Annotated in this window: 21 protein-coding genes (1 of these 21 running past the window's edge); 1 reads left to right on the top strand and 20 read right to left on the bottom strand. The window is 53.8% G+C overall.

The window, feature by feature from the left end:
* Positions 1 to 454, top strand: partial view of a TetR/AcrR family transcriptional regulator gene (locus tag K2F33_RS06885; RefSeq protein WP_076176697.1) — the 3' portion only. It extends 203 nt beyond the left edge of the window; 454 of the gene's 657 nt are visible here — the last part of the coding sequence; its start codon lies beyond the left edge, outside the window; its stop codon occupies positions 452 to 454.
* 46 nt (positions 455 to 500) lie between these two features.
* Here K2F33_RS06885 and lysS read toward each other — a convergent pair whose 3' ends face one another.
* The 20 genes from lysS to tilS all read right to left on the bottom strand — a co-directional run bounded on the left by lysS (position 501) and on the right by tilS (position 21,397).
* On the bottom strand, positions 501 to 2,015 hold the full coding sequence (gene lysS / locus K2F33_RS06880; RefSeq protein WP_076176696.1) for a lysine--tRNA ligase: 1,515 nt from the start codon (positions 2,013 to 2,015) through the stop codon (positions 501 to 503).
* 200 nt (positions 2,016 to 2,215) lie between these two features.
* The gene (greA, locus tag K2F33_RS06875) at positions 2,216 to 2,692 is read right to left on the bottom strand and encodes a transcription elongation factor GreA (RefSeq protein WP_076176695.1); all 477 of its coding nucleotides are present in this window, start codon (positions 2,690 to 2,692) and stop codon (positions 2,216 to 2,218) included.
* A 269-nt stretch (positions 2,693 to 2,961) separates the two neighbouring features.
* A complete protein-coding gene (gene dusB / locus K2F33_RS06870; RefSeq protein ID WP_089549449.1) occupies positions 2,962 to 3,984 on the bottom strand; it encodes a tRNA dihydrouridine synthase DusB in 1,023 nt (340 codons plus the stop codon).
* 64 nt (positions 3,985 to 4,048) lie between these two features.
* Positions 4,049 to 4,252, bottom strand: a complete 204-nt coding sequence (locus tag K2F33_RS06865) for a helix-turn-helix domain-containing protein (RefSeq protein ID WP_076176693.1) — start codon at positions 4,250 to 4,252, stop codon at positions 4,049 to 4,051.
* Positions 4,204 to 4,752, bottom strand: a complete 549-nt coding sequence (gene folK, locus K2F33_RS06860) for a 2-amino-4-hydroxy-6-hydroxymethyldihydropteridine diphosphokinase (protein WP_076176692.1) — start codon at positions 4,750 to 4,752, stop codon at positions 4,204 to 4,206. Before folK ends, K2F33_RS06865 begins: the two co-directional genes overlap by 49 nt.
* A gap of 9 nt (positions 4,753 to 4,761) precedes the next feature.
* Positions 4,762 to 5,124, bottom strand: coding sequence for a dihydroneopterin aldolase (folB, locus tag K2F33_RS06855; RefSeq protein WP_076176691.1), 363 nt, complete (start codon positions 5,122 to 5,124; stop codon positions 4,762 to 4,764).
* Between the two features lie 59 nt (positions 5,125 to 5,183).
* Entirely contained in the window at positions 5,184 to 6,008 is an 825-nt protein-coding gene (folP, locus tag K2F33_RS06850) for a dihydropteroate synthase (RefSeq protein ID WP_212986145.1), read from the bottom strand.
* Between the two features lie 35 nt (positions 6,009 to 6,043).
* A complete protein-coding gene (locus K2F33_RS06845) occupies positions 6,044 to 6,931 on the bottom strand; it encodes an aminotransferase class IV (protein WP_212986142.1) in 888 nt (295 codons plus the stop codon).
* Positions 6,928 to 7,509 carry an aminodeoxychorismate/anthranilate synthase component II gene (gene pabA / locus K2F33_RS06840; protein ID WP_076176688.1) on the bottom strand — a complete coding sequence of 194 codons (582 nt, stop codon included), beginning with the start codon at positions 7,507 to 7,509 and terminating at the stop codon, positions 6,928 to 6,930. The genes K2F33_RS06845 and pabA overlap by 4 nt, the downstream gene beginning before the upstream one ends.
* 4 nt (positions 7,510 to 7,513) lie before the next feature.
* The gene (locus K2F33_RS06835) at positions 7,514 to 9,112 is read right to left on the bottom strand and encodes an anthranilate synthase component I family protein (protein WP_263881298.1); all 1,599 of its coding nucleotides are present in this window, start codon (positions 9,110 to 9,112) and stop codon (positions 7,514 to 7,516) included.
* A gap of 192 nt (positions 9,113 to 9,304) precedes the next feature.
* A complete protein-coding gene (gene cysK / locus K2F33_RS06830; RefSeq protein WP_076176686.1) occupies positions 9,305 to 10,243 on the bottom strand; it encodes a cysteine synthase A in 939 nt (312 codons plus the stop codon).
* A 250-nt stretch (positions 10,244 to 10,493) separates the two neighbouring features.
* The gene (locus K2F33_RS06825; RefSeq protein ID WP_263881297.1) at positions 10,494 to 11,450 is read right to left on the bottom strand and encodes a peptidylprolyl isomerase; all 957 of its coding nucleotides are present in this window, start codon (positions 11,448 to 11,450) and stop codon (positions 10,494 to 10,496) included.
* A gap of 17 nt (positions 11,451 to 11,467) precedes the next feature.
* A complete protein-coding gene (gene hslO, locus K2F33_RS06820) occupies positions 11,468 to 12,352 on the bottom strand; it encodes an Hsp33 family molecular chaperone HslO (protein WP_076176685.1) in 885 nt (294 codons plus the stop codon).
* A 108-nt stretch (positions 12,353 to 12,460) separates the two neighbouring features.
* The gene (locus tag K2F33_RS06815) at positions 12,461 to 13,228 is read right to left on the bottom strand and encodes a type III pantothenate kinase (RefSeq protein WP_145142616.1); all 768 of its coding nucleotides are present in this window, start codon (positions 13,226 to 13,228) and stop codon (positions 12,461 to 12,463) included.
* Positions 13,229 to 13,233: 5 nt separating this feature from the next.
* On the bottom strand, positions 13,234 to 14,100 hold the full coding sequence (gene nadC / locus K2F33_RS06810) for a carboxylating nicotinate-nucleotide diphosphorylase (RefSeq protein ID WP_263881296.1): 867 nt from the start codon (positions 14,098 to 14,100) through the stop codon (positions 13,234 to 13,236).
* The gene (gene nadB, locus K2F33_RS06805) at positions 14,090 to 15,706 is read right to left on the bottom strand and encodes an L-aspartate oxidase (protein WP_263881295.1); all 1,617 of its coding nucleotides are present in this window, start codon (positions 15,704 to 15,706) and stop codon (positions 14,090 to 14,092) included. Before nadB ends, nadC begins: the two co-directional genes overlap by 11 nt.
* 39 nt (positions 15,707 to 15,745) lie before the next feature.
* Entirely contained in the window at positions 15,746 to 16,684 is a 939-nt protein-coding gene (gene nadA / locus K2F33_RS06800) for a quinolinate synthase NadA (RefSeq protein WP_076176681.1), read from the bottom strand.
* 441 nt (positions 16,685 to 17,125) lie between these two features.
* The gene (gene ftsH, locus K2F33_RS06795) at positions 17,126 to 19,246 is read right to left on the bottom strand and encodes an ATP-dependent zinc metalloprotease FtsH (RefSeq protein ID WP_076176680.1); all 2,121 of its coding nucleotides are present in this window, start codon (positions 19,244 to 19,246) and stop codon (positions 17,126 to 17,128) included.
* A 113-nt stretch (positions 19,247 to 19,359) separates the two neighbouring features.
* Entirely contained in the window at positions 19,360 to 19,899 is a 540-nt protein-coding gene (gene hpt, locus K2F33_RS06790) for a hypoxanthine phosphoribosyltransferase (protein WP_076176679.1), read from the bottom strand.
* Between the two features lie 52 nt (positions 19,900 to 19,951).
* A complete protein-coding gene (gene tilS, locus K2F33_RS06785; protein WP_263881294.1) occupies positions 19,952 to 21,397 on the bottom strand; it encodes a tRNA lysidine(34) synthetase TilS in 1,446 nt (481 codons plus the stop codon).
* Positions 21,398 to 21,447: the final 50 nt, after the last annotated feature.

Genomic DNA, 21,447 nt, shown 5'->3' with positions numbered 1-21,447 from the left:
ATCGCAGCGAATATACGATACGGTCTTCTCCGGTGACCTGATGCAGGATATTCCTTCTCTTCTGCATGAGGTTCTCCCTACCGACAACGAAAAGCGGCTGGAAATGGAGGTGTGGTTTTCTTTTGTCGTCAAGTCGCTGTCGGATGATTCCTTACGTACGCTGCGCCATCAGGTGGACGACGAGCTGCGGTCGATTTTCGTTACCGTATTCAACGGCTTATCGGAGGGCCAGCTCCTGCTTCCCGGTCTGGATTTTGCCATTGAAGTGGAACGCTTCTACGCCGTCCTCGACGGCCTGGCCATCCATGCCGTAATGCGTCCGGAGCGTGTGACCCCTGAGGTCATGGTCGCGGTCATCAAACGGCATTTGTTATCCTTATGCCAGCCGGATGTCCATTCCATGGCACAGAAGCCAGACTCAAACGCAAAAAAGGAACAGCCGCGTGATACATGATCACGACAGCTGTTCCTTTTATTTATTTTCCCTAAAAGCCTGAAAACTACTCCTGACGATTCCGCATATGCGGGAAGAGCAGCACGTCACGGATCGACGGAGAATCCGTCAGCAGCATCACCAGACGGTCGATGCCGATACCCAGACCACCGGTCGGCGGCATGCCGTACTCCAGCGCGGTGAGGAAATCCTCATCCATTTCATGCGCTTCGTCATTGCCCTGCTCGCGTTCCTTCAGCTGTGCTTCAAAACGCTGGCGCTGATCGATCGGGTCGTTCAGCTCGCTGAATGCATTGGCATGCTCACGGGCCACGATAAAGAGCTCAAAACGGTCGGTAAACCGCGGATCCTGCTCGTTTTTCTTCGCAAGCGGCGAAATTTCCACCGGATGCCCGGTCACGAACGTCGGCTGAATCAGCGTTTCCTCAACAAATTCCTCGAAGAACGCGTTCAGAATATGACCGAATGTCATGTGCGGTTCAACTTTGACGTTATGCTCTTTGGCCAGACGGTGAGCTTCCTCGTCCGTCATATGCACGCCGAAGTCCACGCCTTTGACTTCCTTGACAGCATCCACCATGGATACCCGGCGCCAAGGCGGAGTCAGGTCGACCTGATGCCCTTGATAGTTGATGACTTTGGTGCCGAGCACTTCCTGCGCAATATGCGCGATCATGTTCTCGGTCAGGTTCATGATGTCTTTGTAATCGGCATAAGCCTCATACAGCTCGATCATCGTAAATTCCGGATTGTGGCGGGTGGAAATACCCTCGTTACGATATACGCGTCCGATTTCGTATACCTTCTCCAGACCGCCGACAATCAAGCGCTTCAAGTGAAGCTCGATGGCAATCCGCATATACAGCTGCATGTCCAGCGCGTTATGATGCGTAATAAACGGCTTGGCCGCGGCTCCGCCGGCAATCGCATGCAGTGTCGGAGTTTCAACTTCCAGGTAGCCCTGTGAATCCAGGTAACGGCGCATCGATTGAATAATCCGCGAGCGGGCAATAAACGTCTGCTGTACTTCCGGATTGATGATCAAATCCACATAACGCTGACGGTAACGAAGCTCCACGTCCTTGAGGCCATGGTATTTATCCGGCAACGGATAGAGGGATTTCGACAGAACCTCCACCTCGCTGGCCTTGATCGTCGTTTCCCCGGTCTTCGTCTTGAACATCGTTCCGGCGATGCCGACGATATCGCCCAGATCCAACAGGCGGAACGCCTCAAACGCATGCTCAGGCACGGAATCCTGACGCACATAGATCTGGATTTTACCGCTCAGATCCTGGATATGGGCAAAAATGGCCTTACCCATGCCGCGCTTTGCCATAATCCGTCCGGCAACGCGAACTTCGGCGTGCTGCTCGTCCAGCTCTTCTTTCGTCATACCGTCATATTTACTCAGCAGATCGCCTGCCATGCTGGTTCTCTCGTATTTTTTGCCAAAAGGATCGATCCCCAGTGCACGCAGCTCGTCCAGCTTGCTCCGGCGGATTTTCAGCATCTCGCTTAATTCAATTTCCTGTTCCTGGTTGTTCACTTCTTCTGACATGGTCAGTCTTCATCTCCTTCATTTCACTGCTAAACCTCTCCCGCTTGTCCAAGCGGCATGCCGTCTGCCGTCTATATCCGAAAATAACCCCACCAAGTGGGGCCTTTCCTTTGCCTCGACGTTAGCTCAAGTGTTACATTCCACAATCTTGAAAAAAAGCTTCCTCAAGGAAGCTTTTTTTCAATCCTAAAGCATGGATATTACTTTTTGATATCGATGATTTTATATTGAATGACGCCCGCAGGAACGTTCACATCCACGACGGTTCCTTTTTGCTTGCCGATGATTGCTTTGCCGACCGGGCTTTCATTGGAAATTTTATTGTTCAGCGGATCGGATTCGGCACTACCGACGATTGTATATTCCATCGTATCGCCAAATTCCAGGTCCTGCACCGTTACCGTAGCACCTACGCCTACGATGTCCGTGTTGATCTCATCATTATTGATGATCCGGGCATTGCGCAGCATTTTTTCCAAAGTAATGATTCGGCCTTCAATAAAAGCCTGCTCGTTCTTGGCGTCTTCGTATTCGGAGTTCTCACTGATATCACCGTAGCCGATGGCAACCTTGATCCGCTCCGCGACTTCGCGGCGCTTCACCGATTTCAGGTTCTCGAGTTCGTCTTCCAGCTTCTTAAGTCCGTCCTGTGTAAGAATGACTTCTTTATCGCTCATCTTAACCGATTCTCCTGTCATGTAAATAAATTAAAAAACATCCTGCTTCCATAGAATGAACTAAAGAAACTTACGTTCTTGCTCCGTGGTCAGGAGATGGCGATGCTTACTTTAGTTCAATCTATATATATGCAAAACTATATGCAAAATTTGAAGGATCAGAACATCCTCCTGCTGCTTGTTAAACGAAGAGTCGAATTTATACTGCAAAATTATATGGTAACCGTTTCAAAATGTCAATGACAGGGGTGCAGCCGCGGCCGCCCATCTTATTGGGCCACCGCTTCCACACCTATTTCCTCGGCTTCCATTTCGGCACGCTGGTTCAGGTTCGCCACAAAATCCTCCAATATTCCGACCATTTCGTCGCGCTTCGTTCCTTCCATAATCTCATCCTTGATCCGCGCGGACCCTTTGAGACCTTTCAGGTACCATGCCAGATGCTTGCGCATTTCGCGTACCGCCACGAACTCGCCTCTCAGCGCGATCAGACGGTCCATATGAAGAATCGCGATGCGGATCTTCTCTTCAGCCGCAGGCTCCGGAAGCAGCTCACCGCTCTTGAGGTACTCAATCGTACGGTACAGCATCCACGGATTTCCCAAAGCGCCGCGTCCGATCATAACCCCGTCACATCCGGTTTCGTCGAGCATGCGCCGCGCGTCTTCCGGCGTAACCACGTCACCGTTACCGATGACCGGGATCGATACCGACTCTTTAACCTGCTTTATAATGCTCCAATCGGCATGTCCCGTATACAGCTGTTCCCGGGTTCTGCCGTGCAGGCTGACTGCCTGGCCTCCGGCGCGTTCTACCGCTTGGGCGTTCTCCACCGCGTAAATGTGGTCGCTGTCCCATCCGGTTCGCATTTTCACGGTCACGGGTTTATCAACTGCATCCACGACCGCGGAGACCATTTCATAAATTTTTTGGGGATCGAGCAGCCAGCGTGCACCGGCGTCGATTTTGGTCACTTTCGGAGCCGGACAGCCCATATTGATATCAATGATATCGGCGTTGGTCTGTTGGTCCACAACTTTGGCTGCCTCCACCAAGGAATCACGGTCTCCTCCGAAAATCTGCAGGCTGAGCGGCTTCTCGCGTTCATCTACATATAGCATTTCCCGCGTGCGCTGATTGCCGTGAACGATCGCCTTGCCGCTGACCATTTCTGCGCAGACCAGACCCGTTCCGAATTCCTTGGCGATAAGACGGAACGCAGGATTACACACGCCCGCCATCGGTGCCAGCACGACTTGGTTCTTCATTTCAATATCGCCAATCTTCAGCATCGCATCATTTCCCCCCTTATTATTCATTGTATATACATAAGCAGTATTCCTGCTTCTCAAAAGTCTAACCGTTCCTCAGTTCCTGAACAGATACACCCAGTGCTTCCGCTACTTTGATCAAAACCTGTTCTTCTGCACGACGGTTTCCCCGTTCGATGGCCCCCAGCACCGCAAGCGATATGCCGCACTTGGCTGCGAGCTCCTGCTGCGTGTAGCCTTTTAGCTTCCGGAAGGCGCGGACGCGCTTCGCCAGCTGCATGTTTTCCAAAGCTGCAGACCTTCCTTTCCATCCAGCTTATCCAGAGCTGTCTCTACGATTGTATATAAGCCGGAAGGCTCGTCGGGAGGAACGATATCGGATAAGGGAACCAGCACGAAGGCGCGCTCCTCCATCCGGGGATGCGGCAGCACCAGTTCTTCCGTGTTCTCCCTGCGGCCCTCCATCCAGATTAAATCCAAATCGACGGTCCGGGGCCCCCAATGGATCTCCCGAATGCGCCCAAGCCCGTTCTCAATCCCCTGCATCACGTGCAGCAGTTCATGGGAATCCAAACTTGTGCGGACGCACACGGCCATATTTAAAAAGAGGGGCTGGTCCACATAACCCACAGGCTCCGTCTCATAAAGGTGGGAACAGCGGGCTACCGTAATGCGGGGATCCTCATCCAGGCGCCGAATAGCTTCCATCAGCGTATGCTCGCGGTCACCCAAATTTGCCCCTAAAGCAATATAAGCCTCTGATAGCTCAGAGGTGAAATGTGCATTCATGGTGGAGTCTCACTTTCTTGTTCTATGCAGCTCCACAGTAACACCCTGAAAGTGGATGTCAAATGGAGGATGCGGCTTGGTCACTTTGACCGTCAGTGCATTGATACTAGTATAAGTGTCCAGTACAACAGATGCAATACGTTCGGCTAAAGCTTCAATCAGGCGAAAAGACTCGGTTTCTACCACGTTTTTGACCGTTTCGTGGACTTCGGCATAATTTACCGTTTGGGTGAGATCGTCGTTCTCTCCGGCTGCGCGCAAATCCAACTCCATGTCCAGATCGACGTAGAAGCGCTGGCCGAGCTTGCGCTCTTCCTCGAACACGCCGTGATACCCGTAATACTCCATGCGGTGAATGACCATTCTATCCATTTTCTACTCCCGCCTCCCCAATAATCAACATCGTATCAAATGATTCTGTATATAAAACGTTATTCCCGACTCACAACCGCTGAAGTGTATATCATCGCATCGCACATTTTGACGGTTCGTTTGATCGATTTCACATCGTGGACCCTCACCAGCTGGCAGCCCTGGGCGATTCCGAACGCCACTGTGGCCGCGGTGCCCTCGACCAAATCATCCACCGGCAGATCCAGCACGCTGCGGATGAACTTTTTGCGGGACGTGGCCAGCAGCACAGGATATCCAATTTGATTCAAACGGTCCAGCTGGGTCATCAGCTTCAAGTTGTGCTCTCCGTTTTTGGCAAATCCGATCCCCGGGTCCAAAATAATATGTTCCGGACGAACCCCGGCCGCCAAGGCGAGGCGCACGCTCTCTTCCAGGTCGGCGACGACGTCCTCCACAAAATCGGTGTAGTCCATGTCCTGCCGGTTATGCATCAGAATGATCGGACAGCCCAGCTCGGCTGCCACCTTCAGCATGTCCGGATCGCCTTTGCCTCCCCAAATATCGTTGATGATATGGGCACCGGCCAGAATGGCCTGGCGAGCCACTTCCGCCTTGTACGTATCGATCGAGATCGGAATGTGCGGGGCCGCTTTATGGATCGCCTCAATCACGGGAATCACGCGGGCCAATTCCTCTTCCGCAGATACCGGCGTATATCCCGGCCGGGTTGATTCTCCTCCGATATCGATCAGGTCGGCGCCGTCCAGCATCATTTTGAGCGCATGGCGTACGGCCGAGTCCGGATCCACATACCGGCCGCCGTCGGAGAAGGAATCGGGCGTTACATTTAAAATGCCCATCACCTGGGTAGACTGTCCGAGCCTCAGCACGGCTTGACCCATCGCAAAGTTACGTTCGTAGATTGTCGTTTTCACTGTCAAATCCCTGCTTTCTGTCGGTACAAATCGAGCAGCCTGCGGGTGATCGGGCCGGCGGCGCCGCGACCCACCGTTCTACCCGTTCCCTGCCTGTCCAGCAGGAGCGTAACGGGCACAAGCTCCTGGATAGAGCTGGTCACGAACACCTCATCTGCGGCCAGCAGATCTTCCCACGTATACAGGCCTTCCGTGCAGCGGATGCCTGCCGCGCCGGCGAGCTCAAGCACAACCTGGCGCGTAATGCCGGGCAGCAGCCCGGTGGATGCATCAGGTGTATAGAGTTCCCCTTCTTTCACAAAAAACACATTGCTGACGACGCCTTCGCTGACATGTCCGCGCACATCGAGCATCAGGCCTTCCGCCTGGCGGGAACGCGGATCACTCACAGCCGCCAGTTCTCTTTTCGCCAAAATGTTGTTCATGTAATGGAGCGACTTCAAGCGGATCGGAGCTTCGGGAGAGTTGCGCCGCGTTTCCAGCAGCTGCAGGGCTTTCCCTTGCGTGTAGAGGTTCTCAGGCACCTCCGGCAGCGCCTTCACAAGCAGAACATGATTGGGACGGCTGTACTCCTCCCCGGGAAGCCCGAGAACATCAACGCCAGCGCTGACGGTATAACGGATGTAAGCCTCCTCAAGGCTGTTCTCCTTCATCAAGGCTTCAATCCAGCCAGGCATGGAAGCAAGGGCATCCTCCGGCGAAAAGGGAATGCCCAGTATCCGGCAGCCCTCCGCCATCCGCTTTAAATGCCTCTCCAGCAAAAAGGGCCGGCCGCGGTATGTCCGCAGCGTCTCAAACAACCCCATTCCGTATAAAAAGCCGTGATCCATTACAGGTACCACGGCGTCGGCGGCATCCACGATCCCGCCGTTCAATCCTATCTTCTTCATGCTTTAGCGCCTGCGGTCTGCTTCAGGAAATTGCGCAGTATTTGATGTCCGTAATCGGTGATGATCGACTCCGGATGGAACTGGACGCCTTCAATCGGATACTCCTTATGACGCAGTCCCATAATCTCGCCTTCCTCGGTTTCTGCGGTGATCTCCAGGCAGTCCGGCAGACTGTCCCGCTCAACAAGCAGCGAATGGTATCTTGTCGCTGTAAATGGCGAAGGAAGGCCTTCGAACACGGAGTTGCCGTGATGATGGATCGGCGATGTTTTGCCGTGCATCAGCCGTTCAGCACGGATGACATTGCCGCCGAATGCCTGCCCAATGGCCTGGTGACCCAAGCATACGCCGAAAATCGGGATTTTGCCTTTAAAATTCGCAATCGTCTCCAGGCTGATCCCCGCCTCGTTCGGCGTGCAGGGGCCCGGGGAAATCAAAATATGGTCGGGTGCAAGCTCCTCAATGCCGGACACGGTAATTTCATCGTTGCGGTATACCTTCACTTCCTGTCCGAGTTCCCCCAAATACTGCACCAGATTGTACGTAAAAGAGTCATAATTGTCGATAACCAAAATCATATGCTCATCCCCTTATCCCAGATTTGGCGGCGGATTCCTCTTCGCTTGCGAGAACCGCCAGGATCATGCCTTTAGCTTTGTTTTGGCATTCCCGGTATTCCCGGTAAGGGTCGGAATCGATGACGATTCCCGCCCCGGCCTGGATATATCCCGTACCTTCCAGGACGGCCATCGTTCTTATGATAATATTTAATTCCATATTGCCGTTGTAGTCAATCCAGCCGATTGAGCCGGTGTATGGCCCGCGCCTTACGGGTTCCAGCTCCTCGATGATCTCCATCGTCCTCACCTTAGGGGCGCCCGTGATGGTTCCTCCCGGGAAGAAGGCGGCGATCACGTCGTATACGCCTTTGCCCGGAGCGAGCCGGCCTTCCACCTGAGAAACGAGGTGCATCACATGGGAGTAATGCTCGACCGTCATCAGCTCCGGGACGTGCACTGACCCGTACGCAGCCACCTTCCCCAGATCATTGCGTTCGAGATCCACCAGCATGATATGCTCGGCTCTCTCCTTCTCGCTGCCCAGCAGCTCGGCCGCCATGGCCGCATCCTCCTGCGGGGTAAGCCCCCGGCGCCTTGTGCCGGCGATCGGGCGGGTGCTGATCCGCTCCCCCTGAAGCTTCACCAACAGTTCCGGGGAGCCGCTGACCAGCGTGAAACCCGGGGAACGCAGAAGCCCCATGTAAGGGGAAGGGTTCAGCAGGCGGAGCCATTCATAGGCCTGCTCCGGCGGCGAATGCAGGTCCAGCTCCTGACGGAGCGACAGATTCACCTGGAAGACGTCTCCTTCGCGAATGTACTGCTGGATGGCTCGCACAGCCCGCTCAAAGGATTCCTGCGGGAATCCGGTACGCAGCTGCGGCCACTCCATCCGGGGGGACAGCTCCTCTGCCTGCTTTCGCCGCCGGTCCGCTTTGGCCTGGCTCCCTTCGTCCAGGTTCACCATGGACAGCCACAGCGACTGCATGGACCGGGCACGCTCGGCAGCCTCTTCGTAAAGCACACCCAGCCTTTGCCCGATCAGATCCCTGTCCAGCCCTTCTGCATCAAAATGCACATGGACCGTGCAGTACACCTTCCGGCTGTCTGCATCATGTACCCACAACTCTTCCATCCGCATCCACAAATAATCCGGGAATGCCGGAAGATCGGCTGCCGTGGACGGCAGATTTTCAAGGGAACGAACGATGTCATACCCTAGAAAGCCAACGCATCCTCCAAGAAGGGGCGGCAATTCTGGATTCGGCAGCTGGGGAGCCCGGTACGGCGCCATCCACCGCTGCAGCACCTGCAGCGGACTTCCGTCCACCTTCTCCGTCGCCCCGCTCAGCAGGTGCGTCACGACGCCACCGTGATCTTTTCCGTGAAGAACCGACACCGGCCGCAGCCCTAGGTAGGTGTACCGCCCCTCCTTACCGCTCTCGAGTACGAAGGAATAGGGCGAAGCCTGTTCCCAGGCCGACGTCCAAGCCGCCGGGAGCTCCCCTTCTTCCTGCCGGTCCCATCCTCCGGACGACAGCACATATGGAAACATCGTGATGCCCTCTGCGGCCCAAGTCATCCATTGATCCAAGGTGATCAAACCGCGCTCATTTCTCTTCATTTTCTGATCCCCTTTTAGTAACAAGACCCGTCTATTGGTTGTCAGTATACTTGGAGTCGGCAGGTTTGAAAAGACTTTTTCCAAAAAGATACCTGATTTGGCTTCCAATGAGCAGCAATATGAACAAAAAAAACCTGCAGCCGGATAGACCGGCAGCAGGGGCGAGAGTTTTTACAATGTATAAGACGTTAATTACGCCTCAAAGTTATACAGCGGTGTGCTCAAATAGCGTTCGCCGTTACTTGGGATAACTACCACGACACGTTTGCCTTTACCGAGCTCTTTGGCCACTTTGAGTGCGGCGAACACGGCAGCGCCGGAAGAAATACCGGACAGGACGCCTTCTTCTTTGGCGACACGGCGTGCCGTTTCAAAGGCTTCGTCGTTCTCCACGTGAATGATTTCATCGTAGATGTCACGGTTAAGGATATCCGGAATAAAGTTGGCGCCCAGACCTTGAATTTTGTGCGGTCCTGGTTTGCCTCCTGCCAGAATTGGAGAAGCCGCAGGCTCAACAGCCACGATCTTGATGTCAGGGAAGCGGTTCTTCAGCACTTCGCCGGCACCGGAAATCGTTCCGCCCGTTCCGATTCCTGCCACGAAGGCGTCGAGGGATCCGCCAATGGATTCAATCGCTTCCACAATTTCCGGACCCGTCGTTTCGCGGTGAATCTTCACGTTGGCCGGGTTTTTGAACTGCTCAGCCATAAAGTAATCCGGATTTTCCTTCACGATTTCTTCGGCTTTCTTAACGGCACCGTTCATGCCTTCAGCTCCCGGTGTCAGAACCAATTCTGCACCGTAAGCGCGAAGCAGGTTGCGGCGCTCGAGGCTCATCGTTTCAGGCATGACGATCACGGCTTTGTAGCCTTTGGCTGCAGCTACCATAGCCAGACCGATACCGGTGTTGCCGCTTGTCGCTTCCACAATCGTACCGCCAGGCTTCAGAAGGCCGTCCTTCTCCGCTTGTTCGACGATGCTGATCGCAATCCGGTCCTTAACGCTGGAGCCCGGATTTTGATATTCCAGCTTCAAGTAAATTTCCGCGCTGTCTTCCGGTGCAAGCCGGTTCAGCCGGACAAGGGGTGTTCCTCCGATTAATTCCGTTACGTTGTTGACGACCTTAGCCATAGGTAAATCCTCCCTGTTTATAATGAATTTGATGAATAACTGCTGTATACAAAATTCTAGAAAGAGAATCTGGCTGGCTTGGATCAAACTATATCCGAGTAAATAAGTAGGTATTTATACCTTCATCTTATCAACCTTCCACCTCAATGTCAATACGAACCCGGACGTAAGGCCTGGTTGTAAACAAAGAAAACATCCTGAAAACGTAGGTTAGCCAGGGCTCATCATCTTGCCTGCCGCTTCTGTCGTTTCAGGATGCTTTGGATGGCGATATTTTGATCAAAATTTTGGCGTCATATTTGTTTCTCAACTGTTCTTCCAGCTGCGAAAGGGGAACCGCCTCGCTTAAGGCCAGCTGTTTGCGGGCCTCCCGAATGATCTCCTCGCTGCTCTTGGTACTGCCGTTCTCCACGCTGATCAGCTGGACGACCGCATATCCGTCATTTAGCCGTACCGGACCCGCTGCGTCCCCTGGCTTCAGGGTTGAGGCTGTCTGCAGTACTTCCGGAGCAATAAAAGGATCATCCTCCTCCACCGTCCCCAGATCGCCGCCTTGATCGCGTGTAAATTCATCCAGGGAGTACGCTGCCGCCAGCGTGCCGAAATCCTCTCCCTGCTGCAGGCGGTCAAGCACCCGATTCGCCTCATCTTCGGTATCCGTCTGAATCCAGGCAAGATGATAAGCCTTCTTGGCTGCAAACTCCTCTTGATGCTGATCGATATAACGCTGTACCTCCGTATCCGTGATGCGAATTCCTGCGGTTGCGATCTTTTGCAGTGTGAGACGGTACTCGGTTTCCGCCCGGATCTCCTCGGGAGTCAGGTTCAGCTGGTCGGCCATCTCCCGATAATAGTCGTCCGGGGAAGCGTAACCCTGCATTTCCCGGTTAATCTCCTCCGTCACTTCCTCCGGGGTCACCTTAATTTTCAGGGACTGGGCTTCCGCATATACCGCCTTGTGATTCAGCATCTGCGTCAATGCTTCCTCCCCATGCGTCCGTTTCAGCTCCTCGACCCAATCGCTTTCCGTAATGGTGCTGCCGTTAAAAGACGCCACCGCATCCGCCCCTGCTTGCTTGTCTTCAGCCGGTGACGGCTCATCTGCCGGTTTAAGTCCCCGGATGACAATCAGACTCCCCATAAACAACACGCCCGCTGCCAAAATAATGACCGCGGCCCACAGCCCCTTCTCCTGTCTGGTTATCATATCATCGAACCCGCCCCTTACTTCATGGCTTGTTCAAGAATTTGCTGCAGTTGTTCCCTGTCAAAATCATACGCTTCATTGCAGAAATGGCACACCACTTCCGCCTGTCCATCTTCCTCAATCAAACGCTCCAGTTCCGCTTGGCCCAGGCTGACCAGCGTTTGCTCTACCCGCTCACGGGAGCACTGACAGCGAAACTTGATATCCATCTCTTCGAGAACCTCTACATCGGGAAGCAGCTGCTTCAGCATATCTTCCAGCTCCAACCCTTGGTCCAGCAGGGTGGTTACCGGCGGAATCGCGCTTACCGCCTGCTCGATCGCCGTGATTTCCTCATCGGAAAGGCCCGGAAGCAGCTGAATGATAAAGCCGCCGGCCACGAGGACGGAATTGTCGGGAGCGACGAGAACGCCCAGGCCAACCGCAGTAGGGGTTTGCTCCGATACGGCAAAATAATACGTAAAGTCCTCTCCGAGCTCTCCCGAAATAATCGGTACGCTTCCGCGATAAGGCTCTTTGAGGCCCAGGTCTTTCGTTACGTGCAGGTATCCCTCACGGCCAACCGCGCCGGCTACGTCGAGTTTTCCCTGGCTGTTGCTGGGCAAATGGACATGCGGATTAGTTACGTATCCCGTCACTTCGCCAAAAGAGTTGGCTTCTACGACGATCTGTCCAATCGGTCCGTCGCCCTTGACTTGAATGCTGAGCTTTTCCTTGCCCTTCAGCATTGCGCCCATCATACCAGCGGCTGTCAGCGTGCGTCCCAGCGCCGCTGTGGCGGTAGGCCACGTATCATGCCTTCTGCGAAGCTCCTCCACGAGAGCCGTCGTTCTCACCGCGAAAGCCCGGACCCGTCCGTTCATGGCCGTGCCCCGGATGAGGCGGTCCTGTTTGTTTTCCATTATGTGTACTGCCTCCTTTATTGGATGAGCCGGGAAGGCTCTGCCATTATCTATCTATTTTACCGCAAAACAGGCCTTTTTGGTGATCCGGTTGATCTTTCTGGCAATTCAGCGGTTGCGCTCATAAATAATCCGGAGACCGTCGAGCGTCAGCAGCGGATTCACTTCCTGGATGACCTTCGTTTCGCTGGCGATCAGATCCGCCAGTCCGCCCGTTGCGACCACTTTCAGGGAGGGCACCTGCATCTCGCCGCGAATCCGCTCTACAATGCCGTCAACCTGCCCGGCGTATCCGAAAATAATGCCTGCCTGCATCGCATGGACTGTATTTCGCCCGATGACCTTTTTGGGCTTCTCCAGCTCAATCCGAGGCAGCTTCGATGCACGCTGATACAGCGCTTCGGTCGCAATGCCGATGCCCGGCACGATCAGGCCGCCGAGATAGGCGCCTTTGGGATCGATGCAGTCAAATGTGGTAGCCGTGCCAAAGTCGATCACGACGAGCGGGCCCTGGTACTTCTCCACGGCGGCAACGGCGTTGGCGATCCGGTCAGCCCCGACCTCGCGCGGATTTTCGTAACGCAGATTGAGCCCGGTTTTAATCCCCGGTCCCACGATGAGCGGCGAATGGTGGATATATTTTTGGCACATCTCCTCAATGACATGGACCATAGGCGGTACCACCGAAGAAATAATCACGCCCTCAATATCGCTAACCGGGATCCCGGACATCTGAAACATGTTCCGGAACATAATGCCGTACTCGTCCGGCGTGGAATGATTGACCGTGCTGAGACGGAAATGATGCAATAGCTCCCGGTTTCTGTATATCCCCAAGACGATGTTCGTATTCCCGATGTCGATCACCAGAATCACGGGGGCTATCCCTCCTTCACCGCATTGAGATCAAGGCTGATGTCCAGGCTGTCGAAGGAATACGTCAGTCTGCCGACCGAAATGACGTCGACGCCGCAGGCCGCGATCCCCTTCACCGTCTTCAAAGACACGTTGCCGGAGGCCTCCACGGTCACATGCGGGGACTTGGACTTAATACGCCGGACAGCCTCTTTCATCAGATCCTGGCTCATGTTATCCAGCATGATGATGTCCGCACCGGCTTCCAGCGCTTCCTCGACCTGCTCAAGCGATTCCGTCTCCACTTCGATGGTCATCGTATGAGGGATAAACGCCCGGGCACGCTCCACGGCCTTGCGGATTCCGCCGGCGCCTTTAATATGGTTGTCCTTGATCATCACAGCATCGTACAGCCCGAAGCGGTGGTTGGCTCCCCCGCCGACGCGCACCGCGTATTTCTCCAGCATGCGGTGTCCCGGCGTCGTCTTCCGGGTATCGACCAAGCGGGTAGGCAGGCCCTCAAGCGCATCCACGAACGAACGTGTCCGGGTCGCAATGCCTGACAGGCGCTGCAGCAAATTCAAGGCCAGCCGCTCCCCCGTCAAAATCCGGTGCGTGCTGCCTTCCACGACAGCGAGTACCGTTCCCTTCTTTACAAAATCGCCTTCCGATACTTGAGGCGTGAACGTGAGCGCCGGATCCACGACTTGAAACACAAGCTCCGATACGGGCAGTCCGGCTACCACGCCATCTTCCTTGGCATGAATGATTCCCTTGGATTCATGACCGGTCGGGATGGTCGACAGCGTCGTCACATCTCCCGATCCGACATCCTCTCTCAGCCACAGCCGGATGGATTCCACAAGACTTTCATCATATCCGTTAAACGTCATCGCTGATTTCCTCCACTATTTCTTGATCCCGCCGCAGCAGCAGATGCTTGCGCCAGCCTTCGTCATCCCGCAGGGGGAAGTCTTCGCGGTAATGCGCCCCACGGCTCTCTTCCCGGGACAATGCCGCGCTGGTCACCAGCAGACTGCTGGTCAGCATGTTGGCAAATTCAAATTCCTCACGCTTGCTCAGTCCGGACTGAAAAATCGGCAGCTGGCGCTTCAGTTCATCCAGCCCCTTCAGCAGCAGCGTCTTGTTCCGGCGCAGACCAACGTACCGCACCATCACCTTCTGAAGCTTGAGCCGACGCTCTACAATGGCCTGCCTTGGCGATTCCAGACGCCCCTCATCGACCCGGATATCTTTAGGCTCCCAGTCCAGCGGGGACAGTTCCCGCAGGCGGTTCACAATACGCCGTCCAAACACGATCGCTTCAGAGAGCGAGTTGCTGGCCAGCCGGTTGGCGCCGTGAACACCGGTCGAGGACACTTCGCCGCAGGCAAACAGCCGCTTGATGCTGCTCTCGCCGTTCAGGTCCGTTTTGACGCCGCCCATCATATAATGCGCAGCCGGAGCCACCGGAATCCAGTCCGTCGACATATCCAATCCGTAAGTCATGCACGTTTCGTAAATGGTCGGAAACCGATGCTTAAGCATATCCTCCGGCTCATGGGTAATATCCAGATAGACGAAGGTGGATTTCGTTTCTTCCATTTCGCTGAGGATCGCTCGGGCGACAATGTCGCGCGGCGCCAATTCGAGCAGCTCATGGTATTTTTCCATAAAACGTTCGCCTTTAATATTCCGCAGAACGGCGCCTTCGCCCCGAACCGCCTCGGAGATTAAAAACCTCGGAGCACCCGGATAACAAAGAGCGGTCGGGTGAAACTGAATAAACTCCATATCGCGGATCTCAGCCCCTGCCCGATAGGCAATCGCCACACCATCGGCCGTGGCCACTTCCGGATTAGTGGTGTACCGGTAGAGCTGTCCCGCGCCGCCGGAACAAAGCACGGTCGCGTTAGCCTGCACAAAGATCCGCTGTCCATCCGGGCGCTGAACCAGTGCTCCCTTGCACTCGCCGTCTTCTGTAATAACGTCTATTACAAAGTGATGCTCCCATACCTCAATATGATCATGCTCCGCAACCTTCTCCGCCAGCGCTCTGACAATTTCGTAGCCGGTCGCGTCCCCGTTGGCATGCAAAATTCGCCGGTGGCTGTGCGCGCCTTCCTGTGTCAGGGCAAGCTCCCCGTTCTCCAGGTCAAACGTTGTGCCGAGCCGGATCAGCTCCTTGACGCCCTCCGGGCCTTCATTGACCAAGAGGTCCACCGAGGAGGACGAACACAGCCCTGCACCCGCCATCAGCGTATCCTGCCGGTGATACTGAGGGGAATCATCCTCCGAAATGACCGCGGCAATCCCCCCTTGTGCATACCGGGTGTTGCTTTCGAGCAGTGCCTTTTTCGTGATCATGATGACGTGCCGGTCCTTGCTTGCCTGAATCGCCGTATACAACCCGGCTATGCCCGAGCCGATGACGATGACATCCGTCTTGGTCCGGGGCAAAGTCTGCAGATCAAAGTCAACCAGATATTGTGGAATCATGTGCCTGTTCACCTGTCTTAAGAGAAAGAGTAGCGCATGCTACTGTACTTGTAACATGCGCTCTAAAGAAGTTCTGGCTTTATCTGCAACAACCGGCGGCACGTAGATTTGCGGCTTCATGGTTTCCAGACACTTCACCAGTTTTTTCAGATTGTTCACCTTCATGTTCGGGCATACCAAAAACTTGGTGGCGAAATGAAACTCCTTATCCGGGCTATCGAGACGAAGCTGGTATCCGGTACCGTCTTCGGTTCCGACGATAAACTGTTTGCTGCTTGATTTTTTGCAGTATTCCAAAATCGCCGTGGTGCTGCCCACGAAATCGCCCATGGCTACGACCTCCGGACGGCATTCCGGGTGTACGACAAACTCGGCGTCGGGATATTTGGCTTTCATCTCCACAACGTCTTTTACCGTCAGCATATCATGCGTATTGCAGTACCCTTCCCAAATGATGAGCTTCTTGTCGGTATGCTGCTGCACATAGTGACCCAAATTTTTGTCCGGTACCCAGATGATCTCATCGGAATCGACCGATTGAATCACCTTTACCGCATTGGAAGAGGTACAGCAAATATCCGTTTCCGCCTTGATCTCTGCCGAAGAGTTGATATACGTAACGACTTTGGCGTTAGGATGCTGCGCTTTCAGTTTGCGGAGTCCGTCCACGTTGACCATATCGGCCATTGGACAGCCTGCACGCTCATCCGGAATCAGCACCGTTTTGTTCGGAGCCAGAATCTTAGCGCTTTCACCCATAAAATGAACGCCGCAGAAGACGATGACTTCCGCATCGGTTTGAGCCGCTTTCTGGGCAAGCAGGAAGGAATCGCCACGGAAATCCGCTACTTCCTGAATTTCATCCCTTTGATAATAATGCGCCAAAATAATGGCGTTTCTTTCCTTCTTCAGCTTAAGCAGCTTCTCCGTCAGTTCCCGCTTTTGTTCCTGCTTATGCTCCAGTGCCAGAGCTTCCACCAGTAACCCACTCCCTCTGAAATCCCATGATTTTACCCGGTTGATGGCTTCATAACCTCATAACATCATGAATAGTTTGTGAAAATTCTCCCAAAGTTGCCCGTTGCAACCTCGAGACCATCTTGTTTATCAACTAATTTACACAAGGTTCACGATACTGTCAATTGACTAAAATGATCTTTATATGCTATCTAGCCGGAAGAAAACAAAGCTTCCCGCTCGATTCCGTCCGATTAGGCCGCCTCGCTTCTGTTTGGAGCTTGCAGCCGCCCCAATCGCTACTATGCCTCAAAAAAAATTAACTGGTGCAACAGAGTTAAGGCGGAACGCTGTCGGCTTTAATGCTTGAACACCTCAAATGTCCGCCGCTCTTATTTCCTGGCAAACGACACAAAAAACCCGGGGACGGCTAACCGTCTCCGGGCTGTTGTTGCATTGGGATTAGGATCTGGATTCCGGCGGTGTTCCGCCGTTGCCCGAACCTGGATTCTCATTCGTTCCATCATTGTTATTTGGAATGTCGCCCGGCGTATCCGTGTTGATATCGCTTGGCGGGTCATTCGGCAAGTTGGATGGAACATCGTTCGGAATTTCTTCCGTTGGCAGGCTGGTATTATCCTTGCCCTGAATGCGTACACGCACGTCACCGACGTTGTCGATGACAGGGGCGCCATGTTCGGAGGAACCTTCATCATTTCCGCTTCCGCCCTCTTTCGGGCCGTCTTCAGAAAGATAACCTTGCTCGATCAGTTCCTTGATCTGTTCAAGCTCTAGCGTCTCCTTCTCAAGCAGCGTGTTCGCGATGAGGTGAACCTCTTTCGAGTACTTGGTCAGCAGGTCTCTCGCCCGCTCGTAGCACTCGTTTGTCATGCGCTGCATTTCCTGGTCGATCTCATAAGCGATCGAATCACTGTAGTTCTGCTCGTGACCGAGGTCACGGCCCAGAAATACCTGACCTTGCGAGGACCCGAACTGAAGCGGTCCAAGCTTCTCGCTCATACCGTATTCCATAATCATGCTGCGGACGATCCCCGTAGCCTGCTGGAAGTCGCTGTATGCGCCTGTTCCGATTTCACCGATAAACAGTTCCTCGGAGACCCGGCCGCCCAGGAGACCCGTCACCTTATCAAGCAGCTCCTGCTTGGTCACAAGCATCCGGTCTTCCTTCGGCATCATGATGACATATCCGCCGGCGCGTCCGCGCGGAATGATCGTTACCTTGTGTACCATATCGGCATGCTCCAAGAAGTAGCCCACAATCGTGTGGCCGGCTTCGTGGTAAGCGACAATCCGCTTCTCCCGGTCGCTGATCACGCGGCTGCGCTTCTCGGTACCGACGATGACACGGTCAATCGCTTCATCAACTTCTCGCATGGAGATGTCTTTACGGTTACGGCGTGCAGCAAGCAGCGCCGCTTCGTTCATCAGGTTCTCCAGCTCGGCGCCGGTAAAACCTGTCGTACGTTTAGCCACAACATCCAGCTTGACGTCTTTGGTCAGAGGCTTGTTGCGTGCATGAACCTTCAGTACTGCCTCGCGGCCTTTCACGTCTGGACGATCGACCGTAATTTGACGGTCAAAACGGCCTGGACGCAGAAGCGCGGGGTCGAGGATGTCGGCACGGTTCGTTGCAGCCACGATGATGATGCCTTCGTTACCGCCGAAACCGTCCATCTCAACGAGGAGCTGGTTCAGCGTCTGTTCGCGTTCGTCATGCCCGCCGCCAAGTCCGGCACCGCGCTGACGACCTACGGCGTCAATCTCGTCAATGAAGATAATACATGGTGCGTTTTTCTTGGCGTTCTCGAACAAGTCACGCACACGGGATGCACCGACCCCGACGAACATTTCCACAAAGTCCGAACCGGAAATACTGAAGAACGGAACTCCGGCTTCACCCGCTACAGCGCGGGCGAGGAGGGTTTTACCTGTACCTGGAGGGCCTACGAGGAGAACCCCTTTAGGAATACGGGCACCTACTGCGGCAAATTTCCGCGGATCCTTCAGGAACTCAACGACTTCGACAAGCTCCTGCTTCTCTTCGTCAGCTCCCGCAACATCCTCAAAGGTAACCCTTTTCTTCTCTTCATTATATAGGCGGGCGCGGCTCTTGCCGAAGTTCATAACCTTGCCCCCGCCTCCCTGCGCTTGATTGAACAGGAAGAAGAAGAGAATAAACATAATAACCAAAGGAATCAGGGAAGAGAGCAGCGTCAGCCAGACGCTTTCGCCTTCCATCTTCTTCTGGGTGAATTTCATGCCGGTTTTGTCACTGGCAGCTACCAGCTCTTCGATTGCAGCATCTGTAGCCGGAGTGTAGGTCGAGAAATTCTCTGATTTAACGTCGGCCGGTTTATTCTTATATTTACCGGTTACCAGATAGGCGTAACCGTCGAATTGAACCGTAATTTCCGATACGTTACCAGCAGCGATTTGCTGGCGCAATTGATCGTATCTAGGGCTGTCAGCAGATTCACCGCTGTTGCTGACAAACTGGACTATGCCCACCACAACTAAAAAAAGAATCAAATAAAAACCAGAATTCCGGATGAACCGATTCATCCCCTACCTCCTCTCAAAACACTTTAATTATTTTACCATAGCCTGTCTGACCATCTCAAATAGAGGTGGTAAAGGCATGAGCGTGCTTAAGCTCATGGGCTTGAGTATCGCAATTAGTGGGTATAGATTTCCGGTTTCAAGATCCCGATGTAGGGCAGGTTCCGGTAATGCTCAGCGTAATCCAGACCGTATCCGACAACAAACGCGTCAGGGAGTACGAATCCGGTATAATCCGCCTCGAGCTTCACAGTTCGGCGGGCAGGTTTGTCAAAGAGCGTAACCACGCACGTCGATTTGGCGTTGCGGCTCTTGAGCAGCTCAATCAGATGGCTCAGCGTGAGACCGCTGTCGATAATATCTTCGACAATCAGCACGTCACGTCCTTCAACCGGGACATCCAAATCCTTGATGATTTTGACAACGCCCGAAGACTTGGTCTGCGCCCCGTAACTGGATACGGCCATGAAATCGAGTTCCATAGGTACTGTCATATTTTTAACCAAATCCGCCATAAAAATAAACGCGCCTTTGAGTACACAAATCACAAGAGGGTTGCGACCCTCATATACCGAGCTCAGCTCGGCACCAAGTTCCTTAATTTTCTTCTGGATTTCTTCTTCGCTGATCAGAACTTCTTGAATATCGTTTTGCAACTGAGCGAACCTCCTACGTTATACTATGAAAGCCTAACAATGACCATTACAGTTACTCCGCATTCCCCGCATCCTCCAAGGAAAAGTGAAGCACCGTCGATGTATGCGCACCTACAGCGGCATGAATCGAACGCCTTACACCCGGGATCCATACGATGCTGCCTGAACCGTCAACAAGAACCGGTATGCGGGAGCGCATGGATGGAGGTATCTTCGCGTCAATGAAAATATCTTTTACCTTTTTGCTTCCGTTTAATCCCATGATTCTCATTGTGTCCCCAGGCTGTCTTGAACGGATCGTGAGCGGAAACTGCAGCTCATCGGCGTCAAAAACCGCTTGATGACCGTCTAACGCCATCTTGGACAATTGATTTACTTCAGGCGTATGCTCCGCCATTCTCAGGACTTTCCTTATTTCTTGCAACCACAACTCCGGGACGATTGCATCCAACCGATATGTATAGCCAATCATCTTCTCCGGCATCCCGTGCATAAACGTTATCCAATCGTATTCGCGTATGCAGACCAGGCCGCAGCCCAGATCCAGGTGCCATGTTGTGCTGTCTTTCTGGTGAATCCCGTGCCGAATGGTTTCGATCTTGTGATAATCGGTGTTTTCGGAACCCGGCGACAGATAATTTAATATTAGTTTAATCAACCTCCGTTGTAAAGCGACATGTAAGGCCAAAAAGGAAGGCGCCCGAAAAGCGTGCCTTCCATGATTACACTGTACCAGTTCGCGGTATGCGTTCACCGCTGCCTGTTCCACGAAGTCGTCTTCCGGGCCGATAATGTCAGCCATCTGATTGATCGATTGAACAATCCGACTATTATATTGCCCTAAATAGGGCAGGACATCCAGACGGATTGCATTCCGTCTGTACTCGGTCTGGAAGTTGGTCTGGTCGACAGCGTAAGGATAACCATTCTGCTCACACATATCCACGAGGTCTGTTTTGTATATACGTAAGAAAGGACGGATAAGTTCCACATTTTTTTCCCGTCTTTTGAACCGGATTCCCCGGAGCCCCCCCGGCCCGCTTCCGCGCAGCAAATGCATCAGCACCGTCTCCGCCTGATCGTCAGCGTGATGGGCCAGAGCGATAGTGTTGGCACCGCAGTCCTGCGCCGTTTCAAACAAAAATTCATAGCGCTTGAACCGGGCCGCCTCCTCTACCCCCTTGCCGCTCTCCTTCATATAAGAAGGTACGTCGACTCTGGCCATCTCAAAGCGGATACCTAATTCTGCGGCCAGCCGCCGGACCAGCTCGGCTTCCTCATCCGCTTCCGGCCGCAGCCCATGGTGAGCGTGGGCACAAATGAGGTTAAGGGGGACCGCCGTTTCGGAAATGTCCTTCAGAACATGCAAAAGAGCCACAGAGTCCGGACCTCCGGATACTGCGACTACGAGGGTGTCATGGGGAGACCATAAGCGGTGCTCTTCCGCTGTGCGGAGCACTTGCTCTTTAATTGTGCTGAACTTCTGCCTGCTCTCCATCCATGTTCTCCTTTTTTCGCATTCATGCCTATGTATCAATATCTTCTATT

Origin of the sequence: Paenibacillus sp. PSB04 (assembly GCF_025809195.1) — a bacterium.
Classification (GTDB): Bacteria; Bacillota; Bacilli; order Paenibacillales; family Paenibacillaceae; genus Paenibacillus_AQ; species Paenibacillus_AQ favisporus.
This window is presented reverse-complemented; position numbering and strand designations above follow the sequence as displayed.

Coding starts and splice junctions, on each gene's coding strand:
- folP (WP_212986145.1), bottom strand. CDS start 6,008: ATGGGTCAAGCCGTGCTGAGGCTCGGACAGTCTACCCAGGTGATGGGC.
- hslO (WP_076176685.1), bottom strand. CDS start 12,352: ATGGAAAACAAACAGGACCGCCTCATCCGGGGCACGGCCATGAACGGA.
- tilS (WP_263881294.1), bottom strand. CDS start 21,397: ATGGAGAGCAGGCAGAAGTTCAGCACAATTAAAGAGCAAGTGCTCCGC.
- K2F33_RS06825 (WP_263881297.1), bottom strand. CDS start 11,450: ATGATAACCAGACAGGAGAAGGGGCTGTGGGCCGCGGTCATTATTTTG.
- folB (WP_076176691.1), bottom strand. CDS start 5,124: ATGGATAGAATGGTCATTCACCGCATGGAGTATTACGGGTATCACGGC.
- lysS (WP_076176696.1), bottom strand. CDS start 2,015: ATGTCAGAAGAAGTGAACAACCAGGAACAGGAAATTGAATTAAGCGAG.
- folK (WP_076176692.1), bottom strand. CDS start 4,752: ATGAATGCACATTTCACCTCTGAGCTATCAGAGGCTTATATTGCTTTA.
- K2F33_RS06845 (WP_212986142.1), bottom strand. CDS start 6,931: ATGAAGAAGATAGGATTGAACGGCGGGATCGTGGATGCCGCCGACGCC.
- ftsH (WP_076176680.1), bottom strand. CDS start 19,246: ATGAATCGGTTCATCCGGAATTCTGGTTTTTATTTGATTCTTTTTTTA.
- dusB (WP_089549449.1), bottom strand. CDS start 3,984: ATGCTGAAGATTGGCGATATTGAAATGAAGAACCAAGTCGTGCTGGCA.
- cysK (WP_076176686.1), bottom strand. CDS start 10,243: ATGGCTAAGGTCGTCAACAACGTAACGGAATTAATCGGAGGAACACCC.
- pabA (WP_076176688.1), bottom strand. CDS start 7,509: ATGATTTTGGTTATCGACAATTATGACTCTTTTACGTACAATCTGGTG.
- greA (WP_076176695.1), bottom strand. CDS start 2,692: ATGAGCGATAAAGAAGTCATTCTTACACAGGACGGACTTAAGAAGCTG.
- nadC (WP_263881296.1), bottom strand. CDS start 14,100: ATGACGTTTAACGGATATGATGAAAGTCTTGTGGAATCCATCCGGCTG.
- nadB (WP_263881295.1), bottom strand. CDS start 15,706: ATGATTCCACAATATCTGGTTGACTTTGATCTGCAGACTTTGCCCCGG.
- K2F33_RS06835 (WP_263881298.1), bottom strand. CDS start 9,112: ATGAAGAGAAATGAGCGCGGTTTGATCACCTTGGATCAATGGATGACT.